At 61.2% G+C, this 23,398-nt stretch carries 18 protein-coding genes; 8 read left to right on the plus strand and 10 right to left on the minus strand.

Features of this window, described 5'->3' with window-relative positions; genetic code table 11:
- Positions 1–258: 258 nt before the first annotated feature.
- The 4 genes from XH85_RS35950 to pgm all read right to left on the minus strand — a co-directional run bounded on the left by XH85_RS35950 (position 259) and on the right by pgm (position 4,988).
- Positions 259–1,239 (minus strand): PDR/VanB family oxidoreductase, encoded by a 981-nt coding sequence (locus tag XH85_RS35950; protein ID WP_128935681.1) that lies wholly within the window; start codon positions 1,237–1,239, stop codon positions 259–261.
- Positions 1,240–1,249: 10 nt separating this feature from the next.
- Positions 1,250–2,002 carry a GntR family transcriptional regulator gene (locus XH85_RS35955; RefSeq protein ID WP_128935682.1) on the minus strand — a complete coding sequence of 251 codons (753 nt, stop codon included), beginning with the start codon at positions 2,000–2,002 and terminating at the stop codon, positions 1,250–1,252.
- A 6-nt stretch (positions 2,003–2,008) separates the two neighbouring features.
- On the minus strand, positions 2,009–3,058 hold the full coding sequence (locus XH85_RS35960) for an aromatic ring-hydroxylating dioxygenase subunit alpha (protein ID WP_128935683.1): 1,050 nt from the start codon (positions 3,056–3,058) through the stop codon (positions 2,009–2,011).
- 283 nt (positions 3,059–3,341) lie between these two features.
- Positions 3,342–4,988, minus strand: coding sequence for a phosphoglucomutase (alpha-D-glucose-1,6-bisphosphate-dependent) (pgm, locus tag XH85_RS35965; protein ID WP_128935684.1), 1,647 nt, complete (start codon positions 4,986–4,988; stop codon positions 3,342–3,344).
- Between the two features lie 126 nt (positions 4,989–5,114).
- Here pgm and XH85_RS35970 point away from each other — a divergent pair, with 126 nt between their 5' ends.
- From XH85_RS35970 to XH85_RS35985, 4 genes are all read left to right on the plus strand, one after another.
- Positions 5,115–5,318 carry a hypothetical protein gene (locus XH85_RS35970; RefSeq protein WP_128935685.1) on the plus strand — a complete coding sequence of 68 codons (204 nt, stop codon included), beginning with the start codon at positions 5,115–5,117 and terminating at the stop codon, positions 5,316–5,318.
- A 182-nt stretch (positions 5,319–5,500) separates the two neighbouring features.
- Positions 5,501–6,304, plus strand: a complete 804-nt coding sequence (locus tag XH85_RS35975) for a transglycosylase SLT domain-containing protein (protein WP_128937547.1) — start codon at positions 5,501–5,503, stop codon at positions 6,302–6,304.
- A 227-nt stretch (positions 6,305–6,531) separates the two neighbouring features.
- A complete protein-coding gene (locus XH85_RS35980; RefSeq protein ID WP_128935686.1) occupies positions 6,532–7,689 on the plus strand; it encodes an acyltransferase family protein in 1,158 nt (385 codons plus the stop codon).
- A 97-nt stretch (positions 7,690–7,786) separates the two neighbouring features.
- On the plus strand, positions 7,787–8,635 hold the full coding sequence (locus XH85_RS35985) for an MBL fold metallo-hydrolase (RefSeq protein ID WP_128935687.1): 849 nt from the start codon (positions 7,787–7,789) through the stop codon (positions 8,633–8,635).
- An 8-nt stretch (positions 8,636–8,643) separates the two neighbouring features.
- Here the strand turns inward: XH85_RS35985 and XH85_RS35990 are convergent, their stop codons facing one another.
- The gene (locus XH85_RS35990) at positions 8,644–9,534 is read right to left on the minus strand and encodes an aldose 1-epimerase family protein (protein ID WP_128935688.1); all 891 of its coding nucleotides are present in this window, start codon (positions 9,532–9,534) and stop codon (positions 8,644–8,646) included.
- A gap of 143 nt (positions 9,535–9,677) precedes the next feature.
- Positions 9,678–10,895, minus strand: coding sequence for an acyltransferase family protein (locus XH85_RS35995; RefSeq protein ID WP_128935689.1), 1,218 nt, complete (start codon positions 10,893–10,895; stop codon positions 9,678–9,680).
- Positions 10,896–11,239: 344 nt separating this feature from the next.
- Between XH85_RS35995 and XH85_RS36000 the strand changes: the two genes are divergently transcribed.
- A complete protein-coding gene (locus XH85_RS36000; protein WP_128935690.1) occupies positions 11,240–11,656 on the plus strand; it encodes a hypothetical protein in 417 nt (138 codons plus the stop codon).
- 328 nt (positions 11,657–11,984) lie between these two features.
- Positions 11,985–12,275: a hypothetical protein gene (locus XH85_RS36005; RefSeq protein ID WP_128935691.1), complete on the plus strand. Its 291-nt coding sequence runs from the start codon at positions 11,985–11,987 to the stop codon at positions 12,273–12,275.
- An 86-nt stretch (positions 12,276–12,361) separates the two neighbouring features.
- Here XH85_RS36005 and XH85_RS36010 read toward each other — a convergent pair whose 3' ends face one another.
- Complete coding sequence (locus XH85_RS36010) at positions 12,362–12,763, minus strand: hypothetical protein (RefSeq protein ID WP_128935692.1); 402 nt, start codon at positions 12,761–12,763, stop codon at positions 12,362–12,364.
- A 126-nt stretch (positions 12,764–12,889) separates the two neighbouring features.
- On the opposite strand from XH85_RS36010, the gene XH85_RS36015 reads away from it, so the two are divergent.
- Entirely contained in the window at positions 12,890–14,047 is a 1,158-nt protein-coding gene (locus tag XH85_RS36015) for a glycosyltransferase family 2 protein (RefSeq protein WP_128935693.1), read from the plus strand.
- 54 nt (positions 14,048–14,101) lie between these two features.
- Here the strand turns inward: XH85_RS36015 and XH85_RS36020 are convergent, their stop codons facing one another.
- Both XH85_RS36020 and XH85_RS36025 read right to left on the minus strand, forming a co-directional pair.
- Positions 14,102–14,596 (minus strand): thiol-disulfide oxidoreductase DCC family protein, encoded by a 495-nt coding sequence (locus XH85_RS36020; protein WP_206732720.1) that lies wholly within the window; start codon positions 14,594–14,596, stop codon positions 14,102–14,104.
- Positions 14,550–16,034 carry a hypothetical protein gene (locus XH85_RS36025; protein ID WP_128935695.1) on the minus strand — a complete coding sequence of 495 codons (1,485 nt, stop codon included), beginning with the start codon at positions 16,032–16,034 and terminating at the stop codon, positions 14,550–14,552. The genes XH85_RS36020 and XH85_RS36025 overlap by 47 nt, the downstream gene beginning before the upstream one ends.
- Before the next feature lie 575 nt (positions 16,035–16,609).
- Here XH85_RS36025 and XH85_RS36030 point away from each other — a divergent pair.
- Positions 16,610–18,079: a lipopolysaccharide biosynthesis protein gene (locus XH85_RS36030; protein ID WP_164939181.1), complete on the plus strand. Its 1,470-nt coding sequence runs from the start codon at positions 16,610–16,612 to the stop codon at positions 18,077–18,079.
- On the opposite strand, the gene XH85_RS36035 is transcribed toward XH85_RS36030, so the two are convergent.
- Positions 18,066–23,303 carry an Ig-like domain-containing protein gene (locus XH85_RS36035; RefSeq protein ID WP_128935697.1) on the minus strand — a complete coding sequence of 1,746 codons (5,238 nt, stop codon included), beginning with the start codon at positions 23,301–23,303 and terminating at the stop codon, positions 18,066–18,068. The genes XH85_RS36030 and XH85_RS36035 overlap by 14 nt on opposite strands.
- Between the last annotated feature and the right edge of the window lie 95 nt (positions 23,304–23,398).

Genomic DNA, 23,398 nt, shown 5'->3' on the forward strand with positions numbered 1-23,398 from the left:
CGATGCTTCGCATCGCCCGGGACGCGTCGGCCTCTCCCGCAAGCGGGAGAGGCGGAGCAAACTCGCGGGTGGTCCCCGCGAAATGCATACGCGATAGCCCCCCGCTTGCGGGAGAGGGCTGGGGAGAGGGTCTCTCCACGGAGGGACTCTCCAAGAGGAGAGAACGCTCACCCGGCGCTTCGCGCCGACCTCTCCCGCAAGCGGGAGAGGTGGAGGCCGCGGCGCCGTCCATTTATCCTCACGGAATTCCGGGCTCGGTTAGACCGCATCCGCGCGCAGCAGCGTATCCACTGTGATCGTGCCCCTCGCGCGGGAGACGCAGGCACAGATCTTCTGGTTGCTTTGCTTCTGATGGTCGCTGAAGAAGACGTCGCGATGGTCGATCTCGCCGTCGACCGCGACCACGTCGATGGCGCAGAGGCCGCACTCGCCGCGCTTGCAGTCGTACATCACGTCGTGGCCGCTAGCATTGAGCACATCCAGCATCGAGCGCTCGCGCGGAATCTCGAGCTCGACATTTGAGTCTTTCAGACGCACCCGGAACGTCTCGGTCGGCAGCGTGCCGCTGGAGCCGAACGTCTCGTAGCGAAGATCGGGAAGCGGATGGCCGGCCCCGATCCAGGCGTGGCGCGCGGCATCGAGCATGCGCATCGGGCCGCAGAACAGCGCGAGCGTGCCTTGAGGAAGCGAGGCGAACAGGGCGTCGAGATCGAGGCGCTTGCCTTCGTCGCTGGCATGAACGACCAGGCGATCGCCGAGCAGCGTAGCGAGATCGTCGAGATAGGCGGCTTCGCTGCGCGAACGCACGGCATAGTGCAGCGTGACGTCAGCGCCGCGGCGGGCCAGCGCCTGCGCGGCGCCGAGGATCGGCGTGATGCCGATGCCGCCGGCGATCAGGCAATAATTTTCGCGCGCCCAGTCCACCGCAAGCAACGAGGCGGGCTGCGTGATGTCGAGCCGCGCGCCTGGCGCTAATTGCCACATGTAGCGCGAGCCGCCGCGGGAATCCTCGGCGCGGCGCACCGCGATCTTGAAGCCGTGGGACGAAGCTTCGCCGACCAGCGAATAGGACCGCGTCTCCGGCTGGCCGTCGATGCTGACGCTGACATTGATGTGGCTGCCGACCGGATAGGCGGCGGCGTCGAACTGATCGGGCCGGATCAGGAATTCGCGGATGCCAGGTGCGAGATCGCGGGTTGAGACGAGCGTTGCTGGAATCCAGTTTTCGATGAAGCGCATGGTGATTGCCTCAATCGTTTGCGGTCTTGATCAGCGCGAGCGCCGGCAAGAGGTCGAGATGGGTGCGGTTGCGCAGCGCGAGCCGCAGGTTTCGCACCGCGAGCCGCGCATGCTCGCGCATGACGGCCTCGGCGCGCGCGCCTTCGCGGTTCTCGATGGCGTCGATCACGACGCGATGATGCTCCTGCCCGATCATCAGGATCTGTTGGGCCTCCGGCAGCGCCGACTGCGCCATCACGAAGCCGCTCGGCGAGGCGAACGGTAGCGCCGAGGCGCGGTCGATCTGCCGGATCAAGGGCGGGCTGCGCGACAATTCCGTGAGCAGGGCGTGGAAGCGTGCGTTCAGCGTGACGTAAGACGAAAATGCGTCGACCGAGATCGGCACCTGGCGCAGCAATTCGTCGATCGCGGCGAGGCACTCCTTGAGCGGCTCGAGTTCGCGCGCGGAGACGCCGCGCTCGGCAGCGAACCGTGCGGCGAGGCCTTCCAGCGTGCCGCGCAGCTCGATGGAGTCGGAGATGTCGCGCTCCGAGAACGCCTTCACCATGAAGCCGCCGGAGGGGATCGCTTCCAACAGGCCCTCCTCCTCCAGCCGCACCAGGGCCATGCGCACCGGGGTGCGCGAGACGCCTGTCGTCTCCACCGCCTGGAGCTCGGAGATGCGCTCGCCCGGACGCAACGAGCCCGACAGGATCTGATCGCGCAGCGCGAGCTGCGCCTTCACGGTCTGCGAGATAGAGCGATCGACTTCACGCTCGGCCATGACCTGCTACTCCGCGGCCTGGAGGTGTGTCGGCGCGTTTTCCTTCGCCACCATGCGATCGATCAGCTTGCGCGACCACATCGCGCCGGCGTCGATGTTGAGGTTGTAGAAGATGCGATCCGGGTTCTCGTCCATCGCGCGCTGCTGCGCTTCGAGAATCAGCTCGTCCTCGCGGAAGATGCCGGAGACGCCCTCGCGGATCTCGGTGGTGATGCGCTGCTCGCCGAGGCGATAGTTGCGCACGAACGCCCAGAAATAATGGCAGGTCTTCTCGGTCTCCGGCGTGATGGTGTTGAGCACGAAGCCGTTGACGCTCTGCGAGCGGTCGCCTTCCGGCGCGCCGGTGCCGGTCGGCGCCACGCCGACGTCGATGGCGATGGTGCACGGGGCCTCGAAACGGATGATCTGCCAGCGATCGACGAGACCGGGCTTGCCGAGCTGCTTGGCCCAGAACGGCGGCGGCTCGATGCCGCGCATCCAGCGCGTCACCGTCACCGTCTTCTCGCCATGGGTGACGTCGAACGGCGCCTCGGCCACCGCATCGTTGCCGATCGAAGAGCCATGCACGAAGGTCTCGTGGGTGAGATCCATGAGATTATCGAGCACCAGGCGATAGTCGCATTTGACGTGGATGGTCTTGCCGTCGCCGGCCCAGGCCGGATCCTGATTCCAGTGCATGTCCGGAACGAGCGCGGGATCGGCCTGCGCGGGATCGCCCATCCAGAGCCAGATGTAGCGGTGCCGCTCGACCACGGGATAGGCACGGACGCAGGCGGACGGATTGATGGTCTCCTGCGAGGGCATGAAGGTGCAGCGCCCTTGCGCGTTGTACTTCAGGCCGTGATAGCCGCAGACGACGGTGTCGCCTTCGAGCCGGCCCTTGGACAGCGGCACCAGGCGATGCCAGCAGGCATCCTCCAGCGCGGCGACCGAGCCGTCGGCCTTGCGGTACATCACGATGTGCTTGCCGCAGATCGTCCGCGGCAACAGCGCCGGCTTCACCTCGGCATCCCAGGCGGCGGCGTACCAGGCGTTCATGGGGAAGGGTTTTGTCATCGGTCTCGCTCCCACGGGCTTATGCATACGTTATGTATACAGTATCAGCGATGCGGGATCAATCAAGCCCGATCATGAAGTATTAAAGTACCTAAATCGTCGTTATTGTATACAGCGCACCCGTCATTCCCCGCGAAGGCGGGAATCCAGTGCTCCGCGGCGGACATTGGGTTCACACAACTCCTGCCGCGGCGTACTGGATCGCCCGCCTGCGCGAGCGATGACACCGGAGGATACGGCGACCGCTCCGCTGGAGGGGCCCCTGCGGCGCCGGCCCCGCGCCCTACGCCCCGAACACCTTCGCCAAGCCGGCCTTGGCTTCTTCCTGAATGCGCGTCAGGTGCTCGGCGCTGCGGAAGCTTTCCGCGTAGATCTTGTAGACGTCCTCCGTCCCCGACGGCCTGGCCGCGAACCAGCCGAAATCGGTCTCGACCTTGATGCCGCCAAAAGGCTCGCCGTTGCCGGGCGCCTTGCTCAGCGTGGCGCGGACGGGATCGCCGGCGAGATCCTTCAGGCCGAGCTGCTCGGGTGTGACGGACTTCAAAATGGTCTTCTGCGGCCCGGTGGCGGCGACGTCGATGCGCGCGTAATGGGGCACGCCGAACTCGGCGGTGAGGTCATTGAAGAGCTGGCTGGGATCGCGGCCGGTCTTGGCCATGATCTCGGCTGCGAGCAGGCCGAGGATGACGCCGTCCTTGTCGGTGGTCCATACCGTGCCGTCGCGGCGCAGGAACGAGGCCCCTGCACTCTCCTCGCCGCCAAAGCCGAAGGAGCCCGTGAGGAGGCCGTCGACGAACCATTTGAAACCGACTGGCGTCTCGACCAGCTTGCGGCCGAGCTTTTTCGCAACGCGGTCGATGATCGAGCTCGACACCACGGTCTTGCCGATCGCGGCATCCTTGCCCCAGTCCGGCCGGTGCGCGAACAGATAGGAGATCGCGGTCGCAAGATAATGGTTCGGATTCATCAGGCCGCCGGTGCGCGTCACGATGCCGTGGCGATCGGCATCGGTGTCGTTGGCAAAGGCGACGTCGAAGCGGTCACGCATCCCGATCAGGCTCGCCATCGCGTAGGGCGAGGAGCAGTCCATGCGGATCTTGCCGTCCCAGTCGACCGTCATGAAGCGGAAGGTCGGATCGATCGCCTCGTTCACGACGGTGGCCTTGAGGCCGTAGCGCTCGATGATCGGATGCCAGTAATGCACGGCGGCACCGCCGAGCGGATCGATGCCGATCGTGACGCCGGCGGATCTGACCAGGTCGAGATCGACGACATTGCCGAGATCGGCGACGTAAGGCGTGATGAAATCATAGGCGTGGACATTCGCGGATTTCTTCGCCTTGGCATAGTCGATGCGCTTCACGCCCTTGAGGGCGTCGGCGAGATAAGCATTGGCGCGCTTTTCGACCACGCCGGTGACATCGGTGTCGGCGGGGCCGCCATGCGGCGGATTGTATTTATAGCCGCCATCTTCGGGGGGATTGTGCGAGGGCGTGATCACGACGCCATCGGCGAGGCCCGAGCTGCGGCCCTTGTTGTAGGTCAGGATCGCGTGTGAGATCACCGGCGTTGGCGTGTAGCCGCCGTCCTTGTCGATCATGACGTCGACACCGTTGGCCGCGAACACCTCGACGGCGCTGACCAGCGCGGGCTCGGCCAGTGCATGGGTATCGATGCCGATGAAGAGCGGGCCAGTCAGCCCCTTTTCTCTTCTGTAGTCACAAATCGCCTGCGTGGTCGCGAGGATGTGGCCCTCGTTGAAGGTGTTCTTGAACGAGGTGCCGCGGTGACCCGAGGTGCCGAACGCAACCCGTTGCGCGGGGTCGGCCGCATCAGGCTTGCCGGCGAAATATTCCGTCACCAGCCGCGGAATATTGGTGAGCGCGTCCGGCGAGGCCTGCTTGCCCGCCGCGGGATGAACATCAGCCACTGAAACACCTCGTCCTTGTCAAATTGAGGCCTGCTGCACCATAGCATCGGGCTTGCACGCGCCAACTCAAAAGCCACTGGCCGACACCGGCAACAAATGGCCGCATTTGGGCCCATGAATAGTGACATGACCATTTTCGCAACGACCCTGCTGCTCGCCAGTTCCTTGACGCTATCGTCTCCGGCAAATGTCGGGCGAACCGACGTCGAACTCAACCCGATGCTGCGCAACGCGGCCGTGGATCATGACCTCGCCAAGGTGAAGCAGCAGTTCGAACGGGAGCTCCACAGCGACGCTGCAGACCGCTCCGCGGCATCCAGCCAGCGCTAGCGCCGCGGGCCGGGCGCATCCAAAGGCATTCCTGACGGCCGCACATGGCGTTTACTTCCTTGGGGCCGCCTTGAAAGAGGCAGGCACCACAATGCAAATTGCGGGATCATGCTATGGTTGATGCGTCCCCGCTGCCGCGCCGCAAGGCCGGTTTGTTAACTCCAAAGCTCTATCACAGACCCATGCTGTGGGATCGGACACGCTTCAATCTTGGCGCGACGTGGGGACGCGTGGCGGTCGCTCTGCTTTTGTCGGCTCCGATCTGCGCGCAGGCCAAGGACGGCGGTCCGGACGAGCCGCGCCCGACGGCGGCGCTGCCCGACGGCGGGACCGAGTTCGGCGCCGGAGAAACGCCGGCATCCCGCGCCGCGATCCGGAAAATCATCGAGAGAGAGATCGCAAACACCCATTTGCCCGCCGACATCGCCGAAGCGGTGGTCTTCGTCGAGAGCGGCTACAATCCGGCCGTGATCGGCAGCGTCGGCGAGATCGGGCTGATGCAGGTGCGGCCCGAGACCGCAGCGATGCTGGGATTCCGGGGGAGCAATGCCGAACTGGCAGAGCCGGACATCAACATCCATTACGGGGTGATTTATCTCAGCCAGGCCTGGCGTCTGGCCGGCGGGGATCTCTGCCGTGCGCTGATGAAATATCGGGCGGGTCATGGCGAGGAGACGATGACCCCGCGGTCACAAGTCTATTGCAACCGGGCTCGTAACCGGCTTCTCGCGATGAACTCGGCATCGCTGAACGTCGAAGCCGCGGCCGTTCCGGCTCCCGCGCCCCCGGCCATTCCCGCGGCTCCTGCGGCGCCGGCAAAACTGGCAAGTGCACCGAAGATGTCGACGCAGCCCAAAGCCGTCTATGCCCGATACCGTCAGGGCACGGCCGCCGCCAGCCGCGCCTATTGGGCCGCCCACGAGGCCCGGATCAGCCAAATCAAGGCTCGCATCGAAGCAAGATGGAAGCGCGTTGCATCGCGTTGACGGCGATGCCCCGATCTGCCGCTAGAGCCGCTCCCTGAGCGCGAGCTTGTAGCCGACTCCGGTGACGGTCGCGATCACGGGCGTGCCGCTGCCGGTGCGACACCGCCAATTCGGCACATCCGGCTCCGCACGTCCGCCGTTAACGTAAAGGACGCCTTCGGCTTCGAAAACGCCGGCTCCGCCTCTATGGTCCCCGCTCGCAGATACCAGACCACGGAGAAGGCGTGATGCAGGGGCAGGCCCGCTTGGCAACCGGTCGAACCAAAGAAGGCACAACGTCCTTCGGCCGTTCGCACACGCTCGACTTGCTGCGCGGTCTTGCCATTGCCGGCGTGATGGCGATCCACGTCTCACAGTCGTTCCCGTCGCACATCGGCGCCGTCGACTTCGCCTTCATGTGCGGCTGGACCGGCGTCAACGTGTTCTACTTCGTCAGCGCCATGACGATGTGCCTGATGTGGACGCAGCGCACCGAAACGAATCCGGCGCGCAAGTTCTACATCCGCCGTTTCCTGCGCATCGCGCCGCTGTTCTGGCTCGCGATCCCGGTCTACCTGCTCGTCAACGGCACCGGGCCGAGCGCCAACGCTCCCAACGGCATCGGACCGCTTCAGGTGATCCTGACCGCGACGTTCCTGCACGGCTTCTGGCCGGACAGCGTCAACAGCGTCGTGCCGGGCGATTGGTCGATCGCCGCGGAGATGACGTTCTATCTGGTCTTTCCGCTTCTGATCACCGCGTTCGGAGCACGCCGTCATCTCTATCTCGCGCTCGCGATCGTGCTGCATCTCGTCAATGTCTGCCTCTTTAAGCCGTGGGCCTTCGCGCTGTTCTCGGCCTATTACGGATCGGGCAACGAAGCCTTCGTCTGGACCACGCTGCACATCAGCTTCCTCAACCAGCTTCCGGTTTTCCTCGTCGGCTGCGCGCTGTTCTTCTCGCTGCGCGACGGCTTTACGAAGTCGGATGCCGCGGTCTTCGCCGTCTTCATCGCAGTGTCCTTCATCGCCGACCGCGCCACCGGCTCGCATGAATTCAACTATCTGATGATCAATCTCGTGCTTGGTGCGCTGGTCGCCGGCTGCATCCGTCTCGAGATCCGCTGGCGGCCGCTCGAGACGCTCGGCCGCAATTCCTATTCGATGTATCTGTCGCACTTCGCGGTGATCTGTGGCCTGAGCCAGATCTGGCCGCTCGCGGACGGACCGGTCTCGTTGCTCATCGCCTATGCCGTCACCGCCGCGCTCAGCTATTTCGTCGCCCGCGCGACCTGGCATCTGGTCGAGCGGCATGCGCAGGATCTGGCGCACCGCCTGACGTCCGCTCGAGCGGACCGATCAATCATCCGGCCGACCCTCGCCGCCACTGCGGCCGGCCTGCGCTGAGCGGCCTGCTCCGTTCCGGCGCTCGCCCTCGATGCGGCTTGCTTGGCTTGCCGTCTTCAAATCTACTGTGAAAAATCTTCACGCTGGAGGTGGCGCAATGGAGGTCATACTGCTCGGCACCGGCGGCCCACGCCCGGATCCACGCCGGATGGCGACGACCACGCTGATCAGGCTCGGCGACGAGAACATCCTGATCGACGCCGGCCGCGGCGTCGTGCTGCAGCTCAGCAAGGCCGGCGTGCCGCTCGGCGCCATCAACACGGTCTTTCTCACCCATCACCATTTCGACCACATCGGCGACCTCTACGATGTGATGCTGAATTCATGGATGCATGGCCGCAAGGACGAGCTGCGCATCTATGGTCCCCCGGATACCGAACGGCTGGTCAATACGCTGATCACGCAGGTCTACGACAAGGATATCACCTGGCGGGATCGCGGCGAGCCGACCTTCGGCGGCTGGAAACCGGTGGTCGCAACGGACATCGTGCCCGGCCCCGTTCTCGACACCGGCCGCTGGAAGATCAGCGCCGAGCTCGTCTCGCATGGCGATGGCCTCGACATGCCGCGGGCCTTCCTCCAACGCTGGATGTGTCTCGGCTACCGCTTCGAGGCGGAAGGCAAGGTCATTGCGATTTCCGGCGACACGGTCCCCTGCCCCGGTCTCGAGCGACTGGCTGAGGGCGCCGACCTGCTGGTTCAGTGCTGCTTCCTCGCAACGCCAGAGATCAACAACGAGCACTTGCGCCGGCTTGCGAAATTCACGATCGCCTGCGGCGATACGGTCGGCAAGGTCGCGGCCAAGGCCGGTGTCAAGAAGCTCGCCCTGACCCATCACGGACCGCGCACCGACGATTCCATGCTGAACGCACTGCTCAACGATGTCCGGCGGGATTACTCAGGCCCTGTCGTGCTCGGCGAGGACCTCACGCGCATCGAGGTCTAACGGAGATCTCAGGACGATCCGATGTCGATCCGGAACGACAAGCGTTCTTCCGCTCCCGCCGCGATATGCATCAGGCCAGGCTTGTCGGTGAACTCGCCCTCGAAGCCGGCGGGACTGGCATGGCCGCGCCAGGGCTCGATACAGAGGAACGGCGCGCCCGACGGCTTCGACCAGACGCCGAGCTCGCGAAAGCCGCTCCAGGACATTTTCAGCCAGGGCCCGGTTGATGCGCCCGGCCCGGCGGCATAGCGGACCGAGCTGCTCTCAATGCGGTCGAAGATGACAGCGTCATCCACGAACAAGGCTTCGGACAAGCGCAGCGATTTATCTTTGACCGGACTTGGCTCCGTTGTCGCGCGCAGCAAGCCGCCGTCAAGACGGCGGACGGGAGACGCTTCCGCGTTCGCAAAGGTCAGCGCATAGCTCTCCTTCGCCAGTCCGGATTGCAACGGCCAGTTGAAGGCGGGATGACCGCCGAGCGACGCCGGCAATGTCTCCTGGCCGGTGTTGGCGATGGTGAACGTCACATCAAGGCCTGTGTCGTCGATCGCATAGGCCACGGTGAGCCGGAACGTGAACGGATAGAGCGCGCGCGTCGCCTCGCTGTCTTCGAGCACCAGGGTGCAGCGGCTCTCGCCGCGCTCCGTCCACGCAAAGCGGTTGTCGCGCGCAAAGCCGTGCTGGGTCATCCGATACGTCTTGCCCCGGTGCCGCAATTCGTCATTGGCGAGGCGCCCGACGATTGGAAACAACAGCGGCGCGTGGCGCGGCCATTCCGGCCCCGCCTGCCAGACGAATTCGATGCCGCCTCCGTCCTTGAGCGAGCACAACTCGGCGCCGTGCGCCTTGATGGCCGCGCTGAGCCGGCCGCTTCGAATGGAGTGGGTTTCATCGCTCATGCGCGACATCTACACCGCGACCCCGCATGCAGCAAGGCGGCGCCAGCGGCGGCGTGACGGTCATCGATGGCGCTTGCTTGTACAGAGCGTTGAAACGTAACTGAGAATTTGGTGTGGACCATCGCCAGCTCGACACCGCATGATCAGGACGATGCGGCCGGTTTCGACTCAGCACGACGGGATACCCCAGCGCCGGCGAGTTCGTCGGAATTGGAGTTGCGTAACAGGAACAACGACCTCCAATCGCGCTGATGGCCAAATTCGATATAGCGATAGCTCAGGGCACTTAGCAGGATTGTTATTGCAAGATACGGAAATGAAAGTCGAAGCGTGTCTTGCAACGGAGACGTATCGGGCGGGATCATTTCAACCATGATGATCGAATGCCACGCATAGATACTGTAGCACATGCATCCGACGACCTGAATCGGCCACACCTCGAACAAGCGATTTGCGGACCATGCCCCGCACAACACCGCCAGCAGCACCATGGAAAACCCGGCGCAAAAGATCGTGGCGTAGAGAATGCTCACAGCCCAGGGGCCATTATCCTTGAGATATATGGCGGCAATCATCAGCAGCAGTCCCGGCAGCAGGCCGCGCGACTGAAATCTCCTGAGTGAAACACTGTCCCTGGACTTGACGTAGAGATCGCAAACCAACATTCCGAAAATGAACTGGTAACACGACCCAAATATTCCACCCACAAACGGGCGAAACATCCCAATCCGATCCACCGCGATAAGATGCCCAGCCACCACGAAAGCTGAGCAAATGACGACGCTCAACAGCAACAGCCTTCCAAGGCCGAAGCGCGCGATCAGAAGAATCAGCATCGGAAACAAAAGGCTGAACCAGATCTCAACGCCTACGGACCACAATACGGGATTGGAGGGGGGCATAAACCCGTGCGGCACAAAAATGAAAAGCGTAGATAACAGTCCGCCGAGCTCCAGGTACCACGCGTGCGATCCAGCGGGCGACTTGGCATGGAGTGCAACCGTCACGAGGACAACCGTATAGTAAAGTGGAAGCAACCGGGCTGCGCGATGCCAATAGAAATGCGGGAAGTCGGCGAGCCGATCGATGGCTCGCTTCTTTGTGCGATAGGGCAGGTACAGAACGAATCCGGAGAGCACAAAGAAGATATTTACGCCCAAGAAGCCGTGCTTCGCGACAATGGCCAGGAGACCGTTTGGATCAAGTTCGCCGGGAAACGCCGGCGCGCTGGATGTGAACGGAACAAGCAAGTGAAAGAGGATCACCATCAAGATGGCGAGTCCGCGAAAACCGTTGACGGCCCCGATCTTCTGCGCGCGACTATCGGCTATGATGGTGGAACCTGGGGATTGTAACGACAAGGGGGCAATCTCAGTATTCGTGGTTTCCTGTTTGCGATGTTCGCTACGTTGAGCGAGCTGTCAATCGATGGCCGTCGCATCACTCACGACACGTGCGATGCCAAACCGAAGGCGCATTAACCAGCAAATAGGCAAGTCACCGGATCGCGGGGGAATGCAGCGAATATCTCGTATCGCGAACACCTCACGCCTCGTCGGAAGCGATCCTCAGGCGAGCGCAGCCCTCCCCGGACACGGCGAACGACGTGCCTTCAAATCGTCAATTACGGCATCTATCAACTACGGGATATAGACGGTAGCAGGTTAACTCTGAGGCAGAATTATGAGTGGGCGCGTATAGTTTGATGGTTGGGCTCCTCATCATATTTGTTCTGCTCGCGATTGGCTTCGCGGCCGGCTACGGCACGCGCGAGCTGATCTCTCGTAAGCGGCACGCCGAGTACTTGCACTTGCAGCCCTACGTTTCGCCCGCGCTCAGAACCGGGCGACCATCTTCCGATGAAAGCACCAGGACGCGATACGCCACACCTCAACCCGCAATGACTGAGCAGGTGAATTATGACATGCCTCAGTCGTTTAAACCCGTATCCATTCGGGAGCCGAAGCCAGTGAAATCGAAATCCGGGCCTGCCGGCGCAAGCTTGCGTCTGATCGAGCCGCAGTCCTCTAAGCCCGATACCGGATCTTTGCAGTCCGTGGACATTGAGCAGAGCCTCGAAGAACTGGTCGGACTCCTCCTGCGCAAAAGGCAGGGAAGCTAGGACCGGTCTCATCCGAGGCGTCTTGGTCACGAGCCTCTTGCCGCATTTGCGTGTCGGCCTGTTGCCGAGGTCGACCACCCGGGGTGGAAAAGTAAGCCCCTGGAACCGAAAAGCACCAATGTCAGCACGAGAACTCCGGGATCCAGGGGACCGGATCGACGACCGAGCACGTTCCAGGGCAGAACCGCCCGCCCGCAGCACGGCGGCAGGCGCACCAAAGATTTGGCCACGCCCGCGCAAAAGTGGTATGTTTTTAGCGGTTCTGTGGCTACAATACGGCCCGTCACGCGTCCAGAACATCTCTGGTGCAAGAGCAGGAGGGCAGATCTTGGTTGTGCTGATGATCGCAAGCGCCGTGGCCGGTGCTCTTCTGGGGCGTTTTCTTCGCGCATACGCCCTTATTCCCGCAACGATGCTGATCCTGGTTGCCGCGTGGTATTTGGGTCTTGAGCAGGGTTTCGCCACGGGCTTGATAGCATTCGTCGCAAGCGCGGTAATTTTGCAAGTGGTCTATTGCGCGAGCCTGCTGATCTATCTGCTCATCGCGAACCTCTCGGTGCTCGACCAGGTGCAGTCGGAGGCATCACCGCAGATGCGTGAATCGCGAATCGCAGTCTAATCAGACCCCTATCATGAGCGGCCGGCGAGGATGTTGTCGCATGGCCCGTATATTGTTACATCCTCCTGTAGAAGCTCCGCACCTGCTTAATTGCCATGCAGATCATCCCGCAGGGCCGCATTCCTGCCGGTGTGCTTGTGAGCGCTTCGTTTACGCGGCATGATCCCCTGCGCGCGTGATGCTCTACAGAAAGCTGTTGCCGCAGCTCCAATCTGCTCAACGGCTCGAAAGATCTCCGGCACCAACTGAATGCGCTTGGCGGAGGCTTCTTCTTTGACTTTGATTTCGGCCCCTTGAAACTTCAGCGGAATGGCTGTGTTGCACAAAGTCGACCGGGCAAAATGTTTTTGGACGACACAACCGGCGACAAGCTGGAGCGACAAATCAAGTATGCTCAAGAACGTTTGGAAATGAATGGCAACGCAATTTATTTGGAACCGACGCGAAGCCGTCGGCCGATATTCCTCGATTGCAAAGAAGAAGCGCACATTTGCGCCCTGCCACGGGCTTATGAGGCTAGATCAACCCGCTGAGACAAAGTGACCGTCCATAGCACCTATATTCGCCGTCTTTATTCGATAATGCAGATGTGATCGGTTGGCTGGAAATTAAAAATGGAATTGCTGGCGAGAACAGCCGCGGGCGGCAACGGCGCGCAGAACGCGTTACAAAAGTTGATCGTAAGGGGTCAAGCGGCTGTCGCACTTTTGACGCCAGCGCGATCACGAGCCAAGCAGCGTCCCGATCCGGTCATTCACCGGATTGATACCCGGCCCCTCGACTTCGGCGCCGATGAGATCGTGGCTGTCGGCAAGCTCCGCAACGAAATGCTGCGATTACCCGAATTCCTGCGCCATCATCGCCGGCTCGGGGTCGGACGTTTCCTCGCGATCGATGACCGTTCGGATGACGGCACGCGAGCATTCCTGCTCGATCAGCCGGACGTTCACGTGTTCGAGATCCGGGAGCCCTTTGCAGAATCAAGTGGTGGCGCGCGTTGGACCAGCGCCGTGCTCGACCAATTCGCGCCAGGACGGTGGGCGCTGACGCTCGACGCCGACGAACTCTTTGTCTATCCCGGTTGCGAAAATTTTGATCTTCGATGGCTGTGCCGATATCTGGAGAGCACCGGCGCCGATTGCATGACCGCGGAGATGGTCGATATGTATCCACGCTGGCTCGGAGGCCCGGAGCGCTACCAAGCCGGTGAGAGCCTCGTCGCGTTCTGCCCCTACTTCGATTCAGATACCTATGTGAAGCGCCGTCGGCGCGGCTTTCCGACCAACTACCTGGTGGGCGGTGCGCGAGCGAGGCTGTTTTATGACGAACCGATGCCGCCGAAGATCGCCCTTTATGACGCACTTGTACAGTTGCTTGAGCCATACGGGCTGGCGCGGCTGCTGCCTGCAGTTAACATCACGCGCTGGCAGCCACCGCTGCTCACTAAAGTGCCGCTCGCGCGCTGGTTGCCCAGCCGTCGCTATATCGCCGCCGGTCACCTGATGGCCCCACCAGGCAAGCTAGGCGATGTCACAGGCGCCCTGCTCCATTTCAAATTTCTCCACGACTTCACCGATAAGGTCGCAATCGCGGTCCGTGAAGGGAATTACTATCTCGGATCGGTCGAGTATCAGCGCTACGCGGAGCGACTCGATCAAAATCGGTCATTCGAGCTCATCTATCCGAAAAGCCTGATCTACCAATCATCCGACGACCTTGTCCGTTGCGGCCTGATGCGTCTCTCTCCGGCCTATCAGGCCGCGACGCGATAACCTGCCCCATCGCTTCTTGTACACAGGAGGCGCGCTGGAGCCTTCCTCCAATCGTCATCGGACCCCGTCGTTGTGCTTGATGTTTTCGTCGGAAGGACCGACCGGTATCCGCTGTTCCGGAGCATTGATCTCATCGATCAGTTTGCGGCCGAGAAGCCGAAGGAGAAGCTTCCTTCCACGCACCAGTGCCGGATAAAGTGCCCTTGCGAGGCGTGGCCGGGAGAACACCAGCCGATTAAGGCGATTGAAGACAGTCGTCTCCCCGGCAAGCGTTGCCAGCAGATGCATTGCATCGGCCCCATGGTAGTGCCGCCCACGCCAGCGAACCACCATGCCTTCATTGAGATCGAGGTTGCGGGCGCGGATATCGCCGACGATCGGATGCTCCGAACGCGCGTCGATCAGGTGAATGCGCTGCCCACGCTCCCGCAACTGGTACAGCAGAACATAGCGGCTGCATAACGGGCATTCGCCGTCATAGACCACCCAGATATCGTCATCACTATGGGTCAATTCGATAGTCCGTTCGATTCCGAACGTCGCGCACAAGCTTGCCCTCCGCCAGGCCGAGGCATACTGAGTCCACCACATAGTGATAGGCGACGATATCGTCCATGGTCAGCTTGTTGAATTCGCCATACAGCCATGGATTGGACAGCATGTGGTGCGGATAGGCATAAAAGCTGTTGTTGTCCTTCACCCAGGGGTAGACACGAAAAAAGCGATCCGTCTCGCGGACCAATTTTTCCACGGCCTCCATGGATACGCCTGTGTCCTGACGCGGAAGGATCTCCGGGCCGCAGGTGGTCGCGTCGTGCCAAGTCGCAAGATCGTGGTTGTTGCCGCCAACGCGAGCCCGGAAATGATTCTCAGGGATGTACATGGTTCCGGTTCCGATCATGTACGAGTAGATGCCGAAATACGTGGAAGGCGCGAGAACTTGGCGACCATCGCGGGTCTCGACGAAAAGCCGCGGGCTTGCCAGCTTCGGCCCGTCCAGCCATCCCAGGTGATTGGTGTAGAAGAAGAACCGGCCACAGATGACGGTCACGACCATCACAACCTTCATCGCCGGGGTGAACCCATCACGCGGCAGCGTGCGTGCCGCGGCTACGATGAACAGGTTGAGCGCAATCCAGAAGAAGAAAAGAGCCCCGAGCGTGAAGTACACGCCGATGTGGAAGACGTCGAACAGCAGGCAGAAGAACGACAGCGCGCGCGTCGAGATCGCAGCCAGGGGCGACAGGAGCTGGGCACCCAGCACGAAGACGTTGAAGATCAGCTGGTTGCTCACGATCGCGTCCCAGATCGTCTGCAACGCGCCCGACCACAGGCCGAGCGGGGCGTCGCCGCGCTCGAGGCCCATCAGGATCGAGGTCTGCGTGGGATTTGCGAACAGCCAGGTCCATGGCTTCTCGCCACCAGCCTGCAGCTTTGCGATTCCCGACCAGAAATAGCTGCCGAGATGCGCCCCGACGGCGCACGCCCAAATCAAGCCATAGGCGCGATCGCGAAGCTGCTTCACGTCATATGCGGGAGCGAACAGAGTTCGCAGCCACGGCACGCGATCCATCACCCAGGCGCTGGTGAGAACGATCGTGCCGAGCACGCCAAGCACGGCGAAGTTACCGACGTCGAGCATGCCGAGATAATCGGTCTCCGTCACGAAGATGCCGGACACGACGCTCACCATTTCGCGCCATGCATGATAGAAGTAGAACAGCGGCACCAGAAATGAAGGACGCCAGATCGCGGCTATTCCTGCCACAACCGCAAGCACCGCACCGTAGCGGAAGAACAGAATCTTGTCGCCCGACCCGAACAGGATGTTGGGGGGCCCTGCGAAGGGCCCCAATGAATCGAACAGCAACTGCACGAAGATCGTCATTCCGATCGCGAAGGCGGTGATCCGCAATGGCGGCGAGAAATCACGGTAGCGAATGGAGCTGAAGGCGAGCGCGCCGGCAAATGCCGAGCAAACCAGCACCAGAGCGTAAATGTCAGACCAGCGCGCGAGATGTGTGACGGCCCGCCGCGAAATCGCAGACAGAATGACGGCTACTGCAAGGAGGAAGAGAGGTCCCGCAAGCGACGCGACACCAGACCGCGCTCCTTGCCGTGATGCAACAGTGTACAACGTCATCCCGTCTCGGACCTCCGGAGCTTCGCCATCGAGATCAACCAAACATTATAGAATGACTAGCGGCCTGCAAATATCGCAAGCGCAGCTTGCCCTTCTCTTGGTGTAAGTGCTCACAAAATCATCTCACGGGAACCTCAGCACTGTGAATTGAAATATGACAAACTGCGGGCATTGATGTGACCACAAGTGTCCGCATTGACATTGGTGACGTCCGGCCATCGCTTGAAATCAGTTTCAAACAGGCTCGCCAGGGTACGCCGATCCCACATCGCCCGATCACGTCTTCCGTTCGTGTCAAGGCCAAGCTAAAAGCCGGAGACGATCGGAACCGCCATCGTGCAGCGCGCTGGATTTCCCGCGGCATTTGCTGGCAGGCGCGAGACCGCGCAAGAGGTGTTTGAGATCGCGGGGTGAGCTCGTTGGACAAGGACAGCAAGTCACGGGCCGTAACCAACATCCTCATAACAGGCGGGTCCCAGGCCTGGAAACTGTCGGCCGGTTTTGTCCTGACGATATTCTCGACGCGAAATCTTGCCCCGTCCGACTTCGGCCTGCTGGCCATGTCTGCGACGGCCGCAACGTTCCTCGGGCTCATCAAGGATGTCGGCGTTGGACAGGCCATCATTCAACGCACGGAAATCGCCAAGGGCCAGATCGATGCGCTGTTCTGGCTGTCGGTGCTCGCTTCCGCGGCATCTGCTCTCGTTCTGGCGTTGAGCGCGCATCCGGTTGCGCTGTTTTACGGCGATACGAGGCTTCAGCAGCTCATGATCGCAATTGCCGGCCTAAGTTTCATAGCTGGCCTTCCGACCGTTCCGGCGGCTCTCCTTGCCAGAGAATCCCGATTTAAGGCCCTAGCAATCCTGGATGTCGCCGCGACAACCGCTTCCGTTGTCGCAGGGATCGTCGCTGTAATCATCTTGAGAAACTATTGGGCACTTTACCTGTCCACGCTCGTTCTTACGCTCTTTTCGACAATCGGGATCTGGGCCTATTCCGGCTATCGCCCCGGATATCCCAGTCTGGACAGCGAGACGCGGCACATGGCGCGATTTGGCCTGCACGTGTCAGGGTTCAACCTCGTCAACTATCTTTCGAGAAATGCGGACAACATTCTCATCGGCAAATTTCGAGGCGGCGACGAACTTGGCCTGTACGATCGGGCCTATAAGCTGTTGCTGCTGCCGATCGTCCAATTACACAACCCGATCGGCCAGGTGATTGTCCCGCTGCTTTCGCGGCTTCGTTTCGATAAGGAGAGATATCTCAGTACCTACAACGATGCCCTTGCCATGGTTATGCTCATATGTCAGCCGGGCATCGTGTTTGCCATCCTGCTCTCGGAGCCGCTCTTCAGAGTTCTCCTTGGCGAGCATTGGGTGGGCGCAGCCCCGATTTTTTCCTGGCTCGGCGTTGCCGGCTTGATCCAGGTCGCGACCGCGACGGCAGCTTGGCTGCTCCTCAGTCAGGGCCGTAGCCAGGAGTACTTCAGGCTTGGCGTTTGGACCGCCTTGATCAACGTGACCTCATTCCTCGTCGGTCTTCCCTGGGGCGCGCTTGGAATCGCCGCGGCGTATACGCTGGTGAACTGCACCGTCGTGCTGCCGCTTTGCGCGATATCTATCGGTCGTCATGGCCCGGTGACGACAACGAGCCTGGTCAAGACGACCGTCCCGCATTGGATCGGTTGTGGCGTTGCGGCGGGCGTCACAAGGATTTCGAACATCTCATTGCTGGATGGAAACTCTTTCGCTGGGCTGGTTACGCTGCTGGCGCTTGCCTATGCATCATATCTCCTCGCCATGATCTCCTTCACGCGGAAACGGGAACTTGCGAAACGCGCGTTGCGCAACGTTGTTCGAAAGGCAAAGACCTTCAGCGAAGCATGAAGTCATGCAACTCCGCCAGATGGACATCAATCGGGGCTACCGCGTGAACGGCGTCGACCTGATGAAGGCTCGAGTCAACATCTGGATAAGTGGTGGCCGCGAGGAGCCCTACCTTGGCCGTTTCATGAAACGCCTCGTTAACTAAGTCATATGCGTTGGAGGTGACGGACTGCTCGAACACGAACCCCTCGCCTCCCAGGCGCGCGGTGCCGACGGCCGGTGCGGTAGCAGGAGGCTGCGACGGCGCAACCGCCGAAAAATCAAAGCTAGCCTTCGGAGGATCGATGACCAGCGTGCCCCCGGATCCGTCGCTCGAGAGATTGAAGGTCGAGTTGGTGTAGTCGCCAACAAGCGAGATATGTGCCGTGTGATTTTGAGCGTCGACCACGGTCAACACGCCACCGGCTGTATCGCCGGAAAAGGACGCCGTCGTTCCCGCTCCGTACGCGATGTCCTTCAGGTCGATATGGTTGGAATTTGACGCGGTGCCGTCACCCGTCAGACCGATGAGCGTTCCCGTAAATTGCGACGCGTGGTCCAACACCAGATTGCCGGTCGACGCCTTGAAGGTGATCGACCCGGAAGCGGCGCCGGACAATTCGAGCGTGGCGCCGGGGTCGACCGTCGCGGCCTGTGACATATTGCCCAGATTCAATACGACATTTCCGGAGATCTTGAGGATGGTCGATGACGTATTGATTACACCATCGCCATTGAGGTCCTGATAAAACGTCGTCTCGACCGCTTTAAGAGCAGGGTCGGTCGGGGACACCTTGTTCAGGAGGTTCGATAGATAGTTGCCATTGCTGTCCGTGGTCCACACACAGAGTTCGCCGGTGGCCGGAATCTTCCAGGCGACATCATAGCCGCTGGTCGTTTGCTCAACGCCCACCGGCGTCCAAGCGCCGAACTGTCCCGACACAACCGCTACGCCACCGTACTTCAAGGTCGGCCCCGCGCCGCTGGCCATCGCGTCGAGCAAGTAATTCGAGCCGACCAGAACCAGGCTGGTTGAGCCGGACGCCTCGATTGTCGTGCCTGAAACCTGCTGGGGCGTTGGTGGAAGACCAATCACGCCATCACCGTTGAGATCCTGGTGAAAGAGGGTCTCGCTCGACTCAAGAGCCGGGTCGGTGCCGGACACCTTGTTCAGATAGTTGGATACGAAATTGCCGTTGCTGTCGGTGCTCCAGACCGCGAACTGGCCGGTCGAGGGGATCTTCCACGCGACGAGATAGCCGTTCGACGACGCTTCCGCAGCCACTGGCACCCATGCGCCAAGCTGCCCCGCGACAACCGCCGTTCCGCCATTCTTCAGGATCACCGATGAGCCGGCCGTCGAAAGGTAGAAGTTGCTTCCCGACTTGATAAGCGATGTCGTGCCGGTCGCTTCGATCACCGTACCCACGGCGGAACTGAAAGCATTGGAAAGCTGGCTCAAATTGCCGGCGATGTCGGTGGCGGTCGCGGTGAAGCTGTGTTGCCCTGCCGTGAGCGATCCGGTGGTGACGCTCCAGGCCCCACTCGTCGCCGCGACGCCCGTGCCGAGCAAGGTCGCGCCTTCGTACAGCCGGACAGTGCTTCCGGCTTCTGCCGTGCCGGACACGATTATCGCGCTTGAAGCTCCAGGTGCGCCCGAGGTCAGGATGGGTGCAACCGGTGCACGCGTATCGACCGTGACGTTCAGCGCACCGGAGGAAGCGCTGACGTTGCCGGCGGTGTCCGCGGTCTTGCCGGTAAAGGTGTGATTACCGTCCGCCAACGTTGCGGTGGCAAAGGACCAGGCGCCGTTGGTATCGGCGATCGCCGTTCCGATCATCGTCGCGCCGTCGAAGACCTGCACCGTGCTCCCGGCGTCCGCGGTTCCAGTCAAATTCACGTGGTTGACATTGGTGACGCCATCGCCGGCGACGTTGCTGTCGGGCGAGAACGACGCGAGCTTGGGCACGTTCGGGGCGATCGTATCGATGGTGACATTCACCCCGGCTGAGAGCGCGGTGAGATTGCCGACACCGTCCATCGCTGCGGCGGCAAAGGTGTGGCCGCCTTCGGCCAGCATTGCAGTCGCCATGCTCCAGCTACCGTTGCCGTCGGCGATCGCCGTGCCGATCTGAGTTGTCCCGTCGAAAACCTTGACGGTTACACTTGCCTGCGCGCGACCCGTGAGGACCAGATGATTTGTATTGATGAGGCCCGACACGATCGAGCCGCTGTCGTTGACAGCCGAGATCGTCGGCACGGCGATAGATGTCATCGTCATCGGCGAATTCGTCGCGGAAACGAATGAATAGTCGGCCGACGTCAAGCTGGTGACGCCCGCAATGCGCAGCGTATCTGCTCCACCCGCGTAGTGAACGGTCCACACGTCGTTCACATGGGTCAAATAGGCGCCGCTATCGTAACCTTTCAGAATCAGCTTGTCGTGTTCGGCAGTCGCGCTTGTGAAGACGTGGAAATCGGCGACCGTATCGTTGCCGCTGCCTACATTGTAAATGAAGGTATCGTTTCCGGCTCCTCCGGAGAGCCAGTCATTCCCGCCCGCACCATCCAGGAAATCGTCACCGCTCGAGCCGACCATACGGTTTGCCATTTGGTTGCCGACGCCGGCGAGCCCGCCCATCATCAACGTCAAGTTTTCGACGTTTGCCGACAACGTGTACGACGTCCACGCCTCCACGCTGTCAACGCCGCCGCCGGGATTCTCGACGATTTTCTGGTTCGCATTACCGATGACGTAGGTATCGTCGCCGTTCCACCCGACGAGCGTGTCATCGATATTGACCGCCGAGAGCTTGTCGTTCGCCGCGGTACCGTACACCATGCGGCTGCTCGCTTTCCCGCTGATCCAGGACGTAATTGTCCCGCCGACCGGGAGCGTTGCTGGCAATTGGAAATCGTCGCTGGTGAATACTGAGACCGTCGTGTTGCGGAACACCAGGGTATCCTGGCTCGTCAGCTTCAGATATACGTCGCTTCCGACCTGGCTCATCGCCGCTTGAACGTCGGCGAATGAGGTGAAGGCAAAGCCGTTCAATTGGACAACATCGTGTCCAGCGCCTGATCCCGGCGAAAAGTCGGTGATGATGTCCGAACCGTCGCCGGAGTTGATTACGAAGCTATCCGCACCGCCCCCGCCGGTCAGGATATCATTGCCGAGCCCGCCGGTGATCACGTTTGCCGCGGCATTGCCGATGATGATGTTGGACTGAATATTGCCGGTCGCGTTGATGGCCGCCGAACCGGTGAGCGTCAGATTCTCGACGTAGCTCGAAATTGTATACGTCACCGAGGAGTTTACCGTGTCGATGCCTCCGCCATAGGCTTCGATAACCTTCGCACCGGAATCGGTGACGACATAAGTGTCATCGCCGGCACCGCCGGTCATGACATCGGCCCCTCCTGCACCACCGATCAGATCATTGCCGGATGTGCCGCTCAGCGTGTCCGCAGCCGCGCTTCCCACGATCGTGTTGGTCGTTGCGCCACTCGTGAGCAGGGTGTAGTTCGCAAGCGTGTACTCCGGCAATTGATAGGCTTTGATTGAATCGATCGTCATCGTCGCCGTCGATCCCGGAGCGGCGTTGCCCGGCCAGCTCCCGCCCATCGCCAGATTGGCGATCATATACATCGCCGAATTCATGTCGGAGGGTGTGGCCTGCTGTGCGACCGCCTTCCCGTCGACGAAGAATGTCAGGTCGTAAGGGGTCCATTTGAGCGCAAACGTGTGTTCTCCGGTGGTCAGGTTGGCTGTATTTGCCCAACCCCCATTCGTCGCAGGCGCGTAGGGCGAGTGAATGGCCCAATGCGCCTGGTCAGGATCCTGACCAAAGGCCTCGAGCACATCGATTTCCGTCTTGAGGTTATTGGCAGTGCTGGGCAGCAACCAGAACGCCGGCCACGCGCCGCTCGTGCTGGGCAGTGTGGCCGTCATCTCGAAATAGCCGTAGGTCTGGGTAAAGCTGTTCTGGGTCGAGATCATGCCCGACGAAAATATGGCACTGCCCGTATAAGGCGTTGCGCTCGCGGGCAAGGGCTGCGCCGTGATGACGAGGTGACCGTCCTGAATCGAGAACGGATTAAGCCCAAGCGACGTTGACGCCTGAGTTGCCGGCAGCCCGGAAAAGCTGGGATCGACATACACTTCCTGTTCGCCGGCCAGCCCGTAGCCTGCCGCTCCGCTCCAGGCATAGCTCGTGCGCCAGGTCAGGCTCGGATCCTGACCCGCGGACAGCGTGTTGAAGTCGTCGTTGAAGGTCTGCACGAGCCCGGTCAGGGGGCTGACGATGTTTATATTGGCGGCCGTGAGATTCTGGAGACTGGTGTTTTCAAGTGTTATCGTTTCGCCGCTGGCGATCGTCAGGACAAGGTCGGTGCCCACCTGCTTCATGGCCGCCGTGACATCGGTGAACGTCTTGAAGCCGGTGTTGTTGAGCTGCAGGATGTCCCCGCCGGCGCCCGCCTGAAAGTCGGTGACGATGTCGTTGCCGTTGCCCGCTGTCACGACAAAAGTGTCGCGACCGGCCCCACCGGTCAGCACATCGTTGCCTCGCCCGCCGTCAATCATGTTGTCGCCGGCATTGCCGACAATGATGTTGTTGAGATCATTGCCGGTGGCGGGCGACGGAACACTATCTGTCAGGACAAGATTCTCGACGTTCGGCGCATTGACGAGGCTGTATCCATTGATGTTCCAGACACGGATCGTATCGATACCCTCTCCGGCCTGCTCGACAACCTTGGTGTTGTGGTCATAGACATAGTAGGTGTCGTCCCCTGCTCCGCCGATCAGCGTGACGCCCGTGCCGCCGGCCTCCATGCCGTCATTTGTCGCCCCGGTCGTCAGCGTGCCGCCTGCGGGGACGGTACCCGCCCAGTTCCATGCCGTTCCGCTCGCTGGCAGCGGATTGTCCAGCACGACATTGCTTGCAACCAAGGTCGAAAGCGCGACATTCTGCAGCGTCAGGGTTTCGGTGGACGACAGCGTGACGACCGTATCGGAGCCCATTTGGGTGGCCGCTGCCAGGAAACTGGCGAACGTCGCAAAACCGTAGTTCTGCAACCGCAACACATCGCCGCCTAAACCCGCCTGAAAATCAACGACCGTATCGGAGCCGTACCCCTTCGAGATGACGAAGGTATCGCTGCCTGCGCCTCCGGTCAGAACATCGTTTCCGGTCCCGCCAAACAGAACGTCAGCACCGGAACTTCCATTGATAATGGACATGATGGATACGTGCTCCTTTTACGTGGCACACAACTATGCATGCGTTCAAAAGAACCTTATGGATTCGACGCAATTTGACGCATGACGAGAGAAAC

The sequence above is a fragment of the Bradyrhizobium zhanjiangense genome, assembly GCF_004114935.1.
In the GTDB taxonomy this organism is placed as follows: domain Bacteria; phylum Pseudomonadota; class Alphaproteobacteria; order Rhizobiales; family Xanthobacteraceae; genus Bradyrhizobium; species Bradyrhizobium zhanjiangense.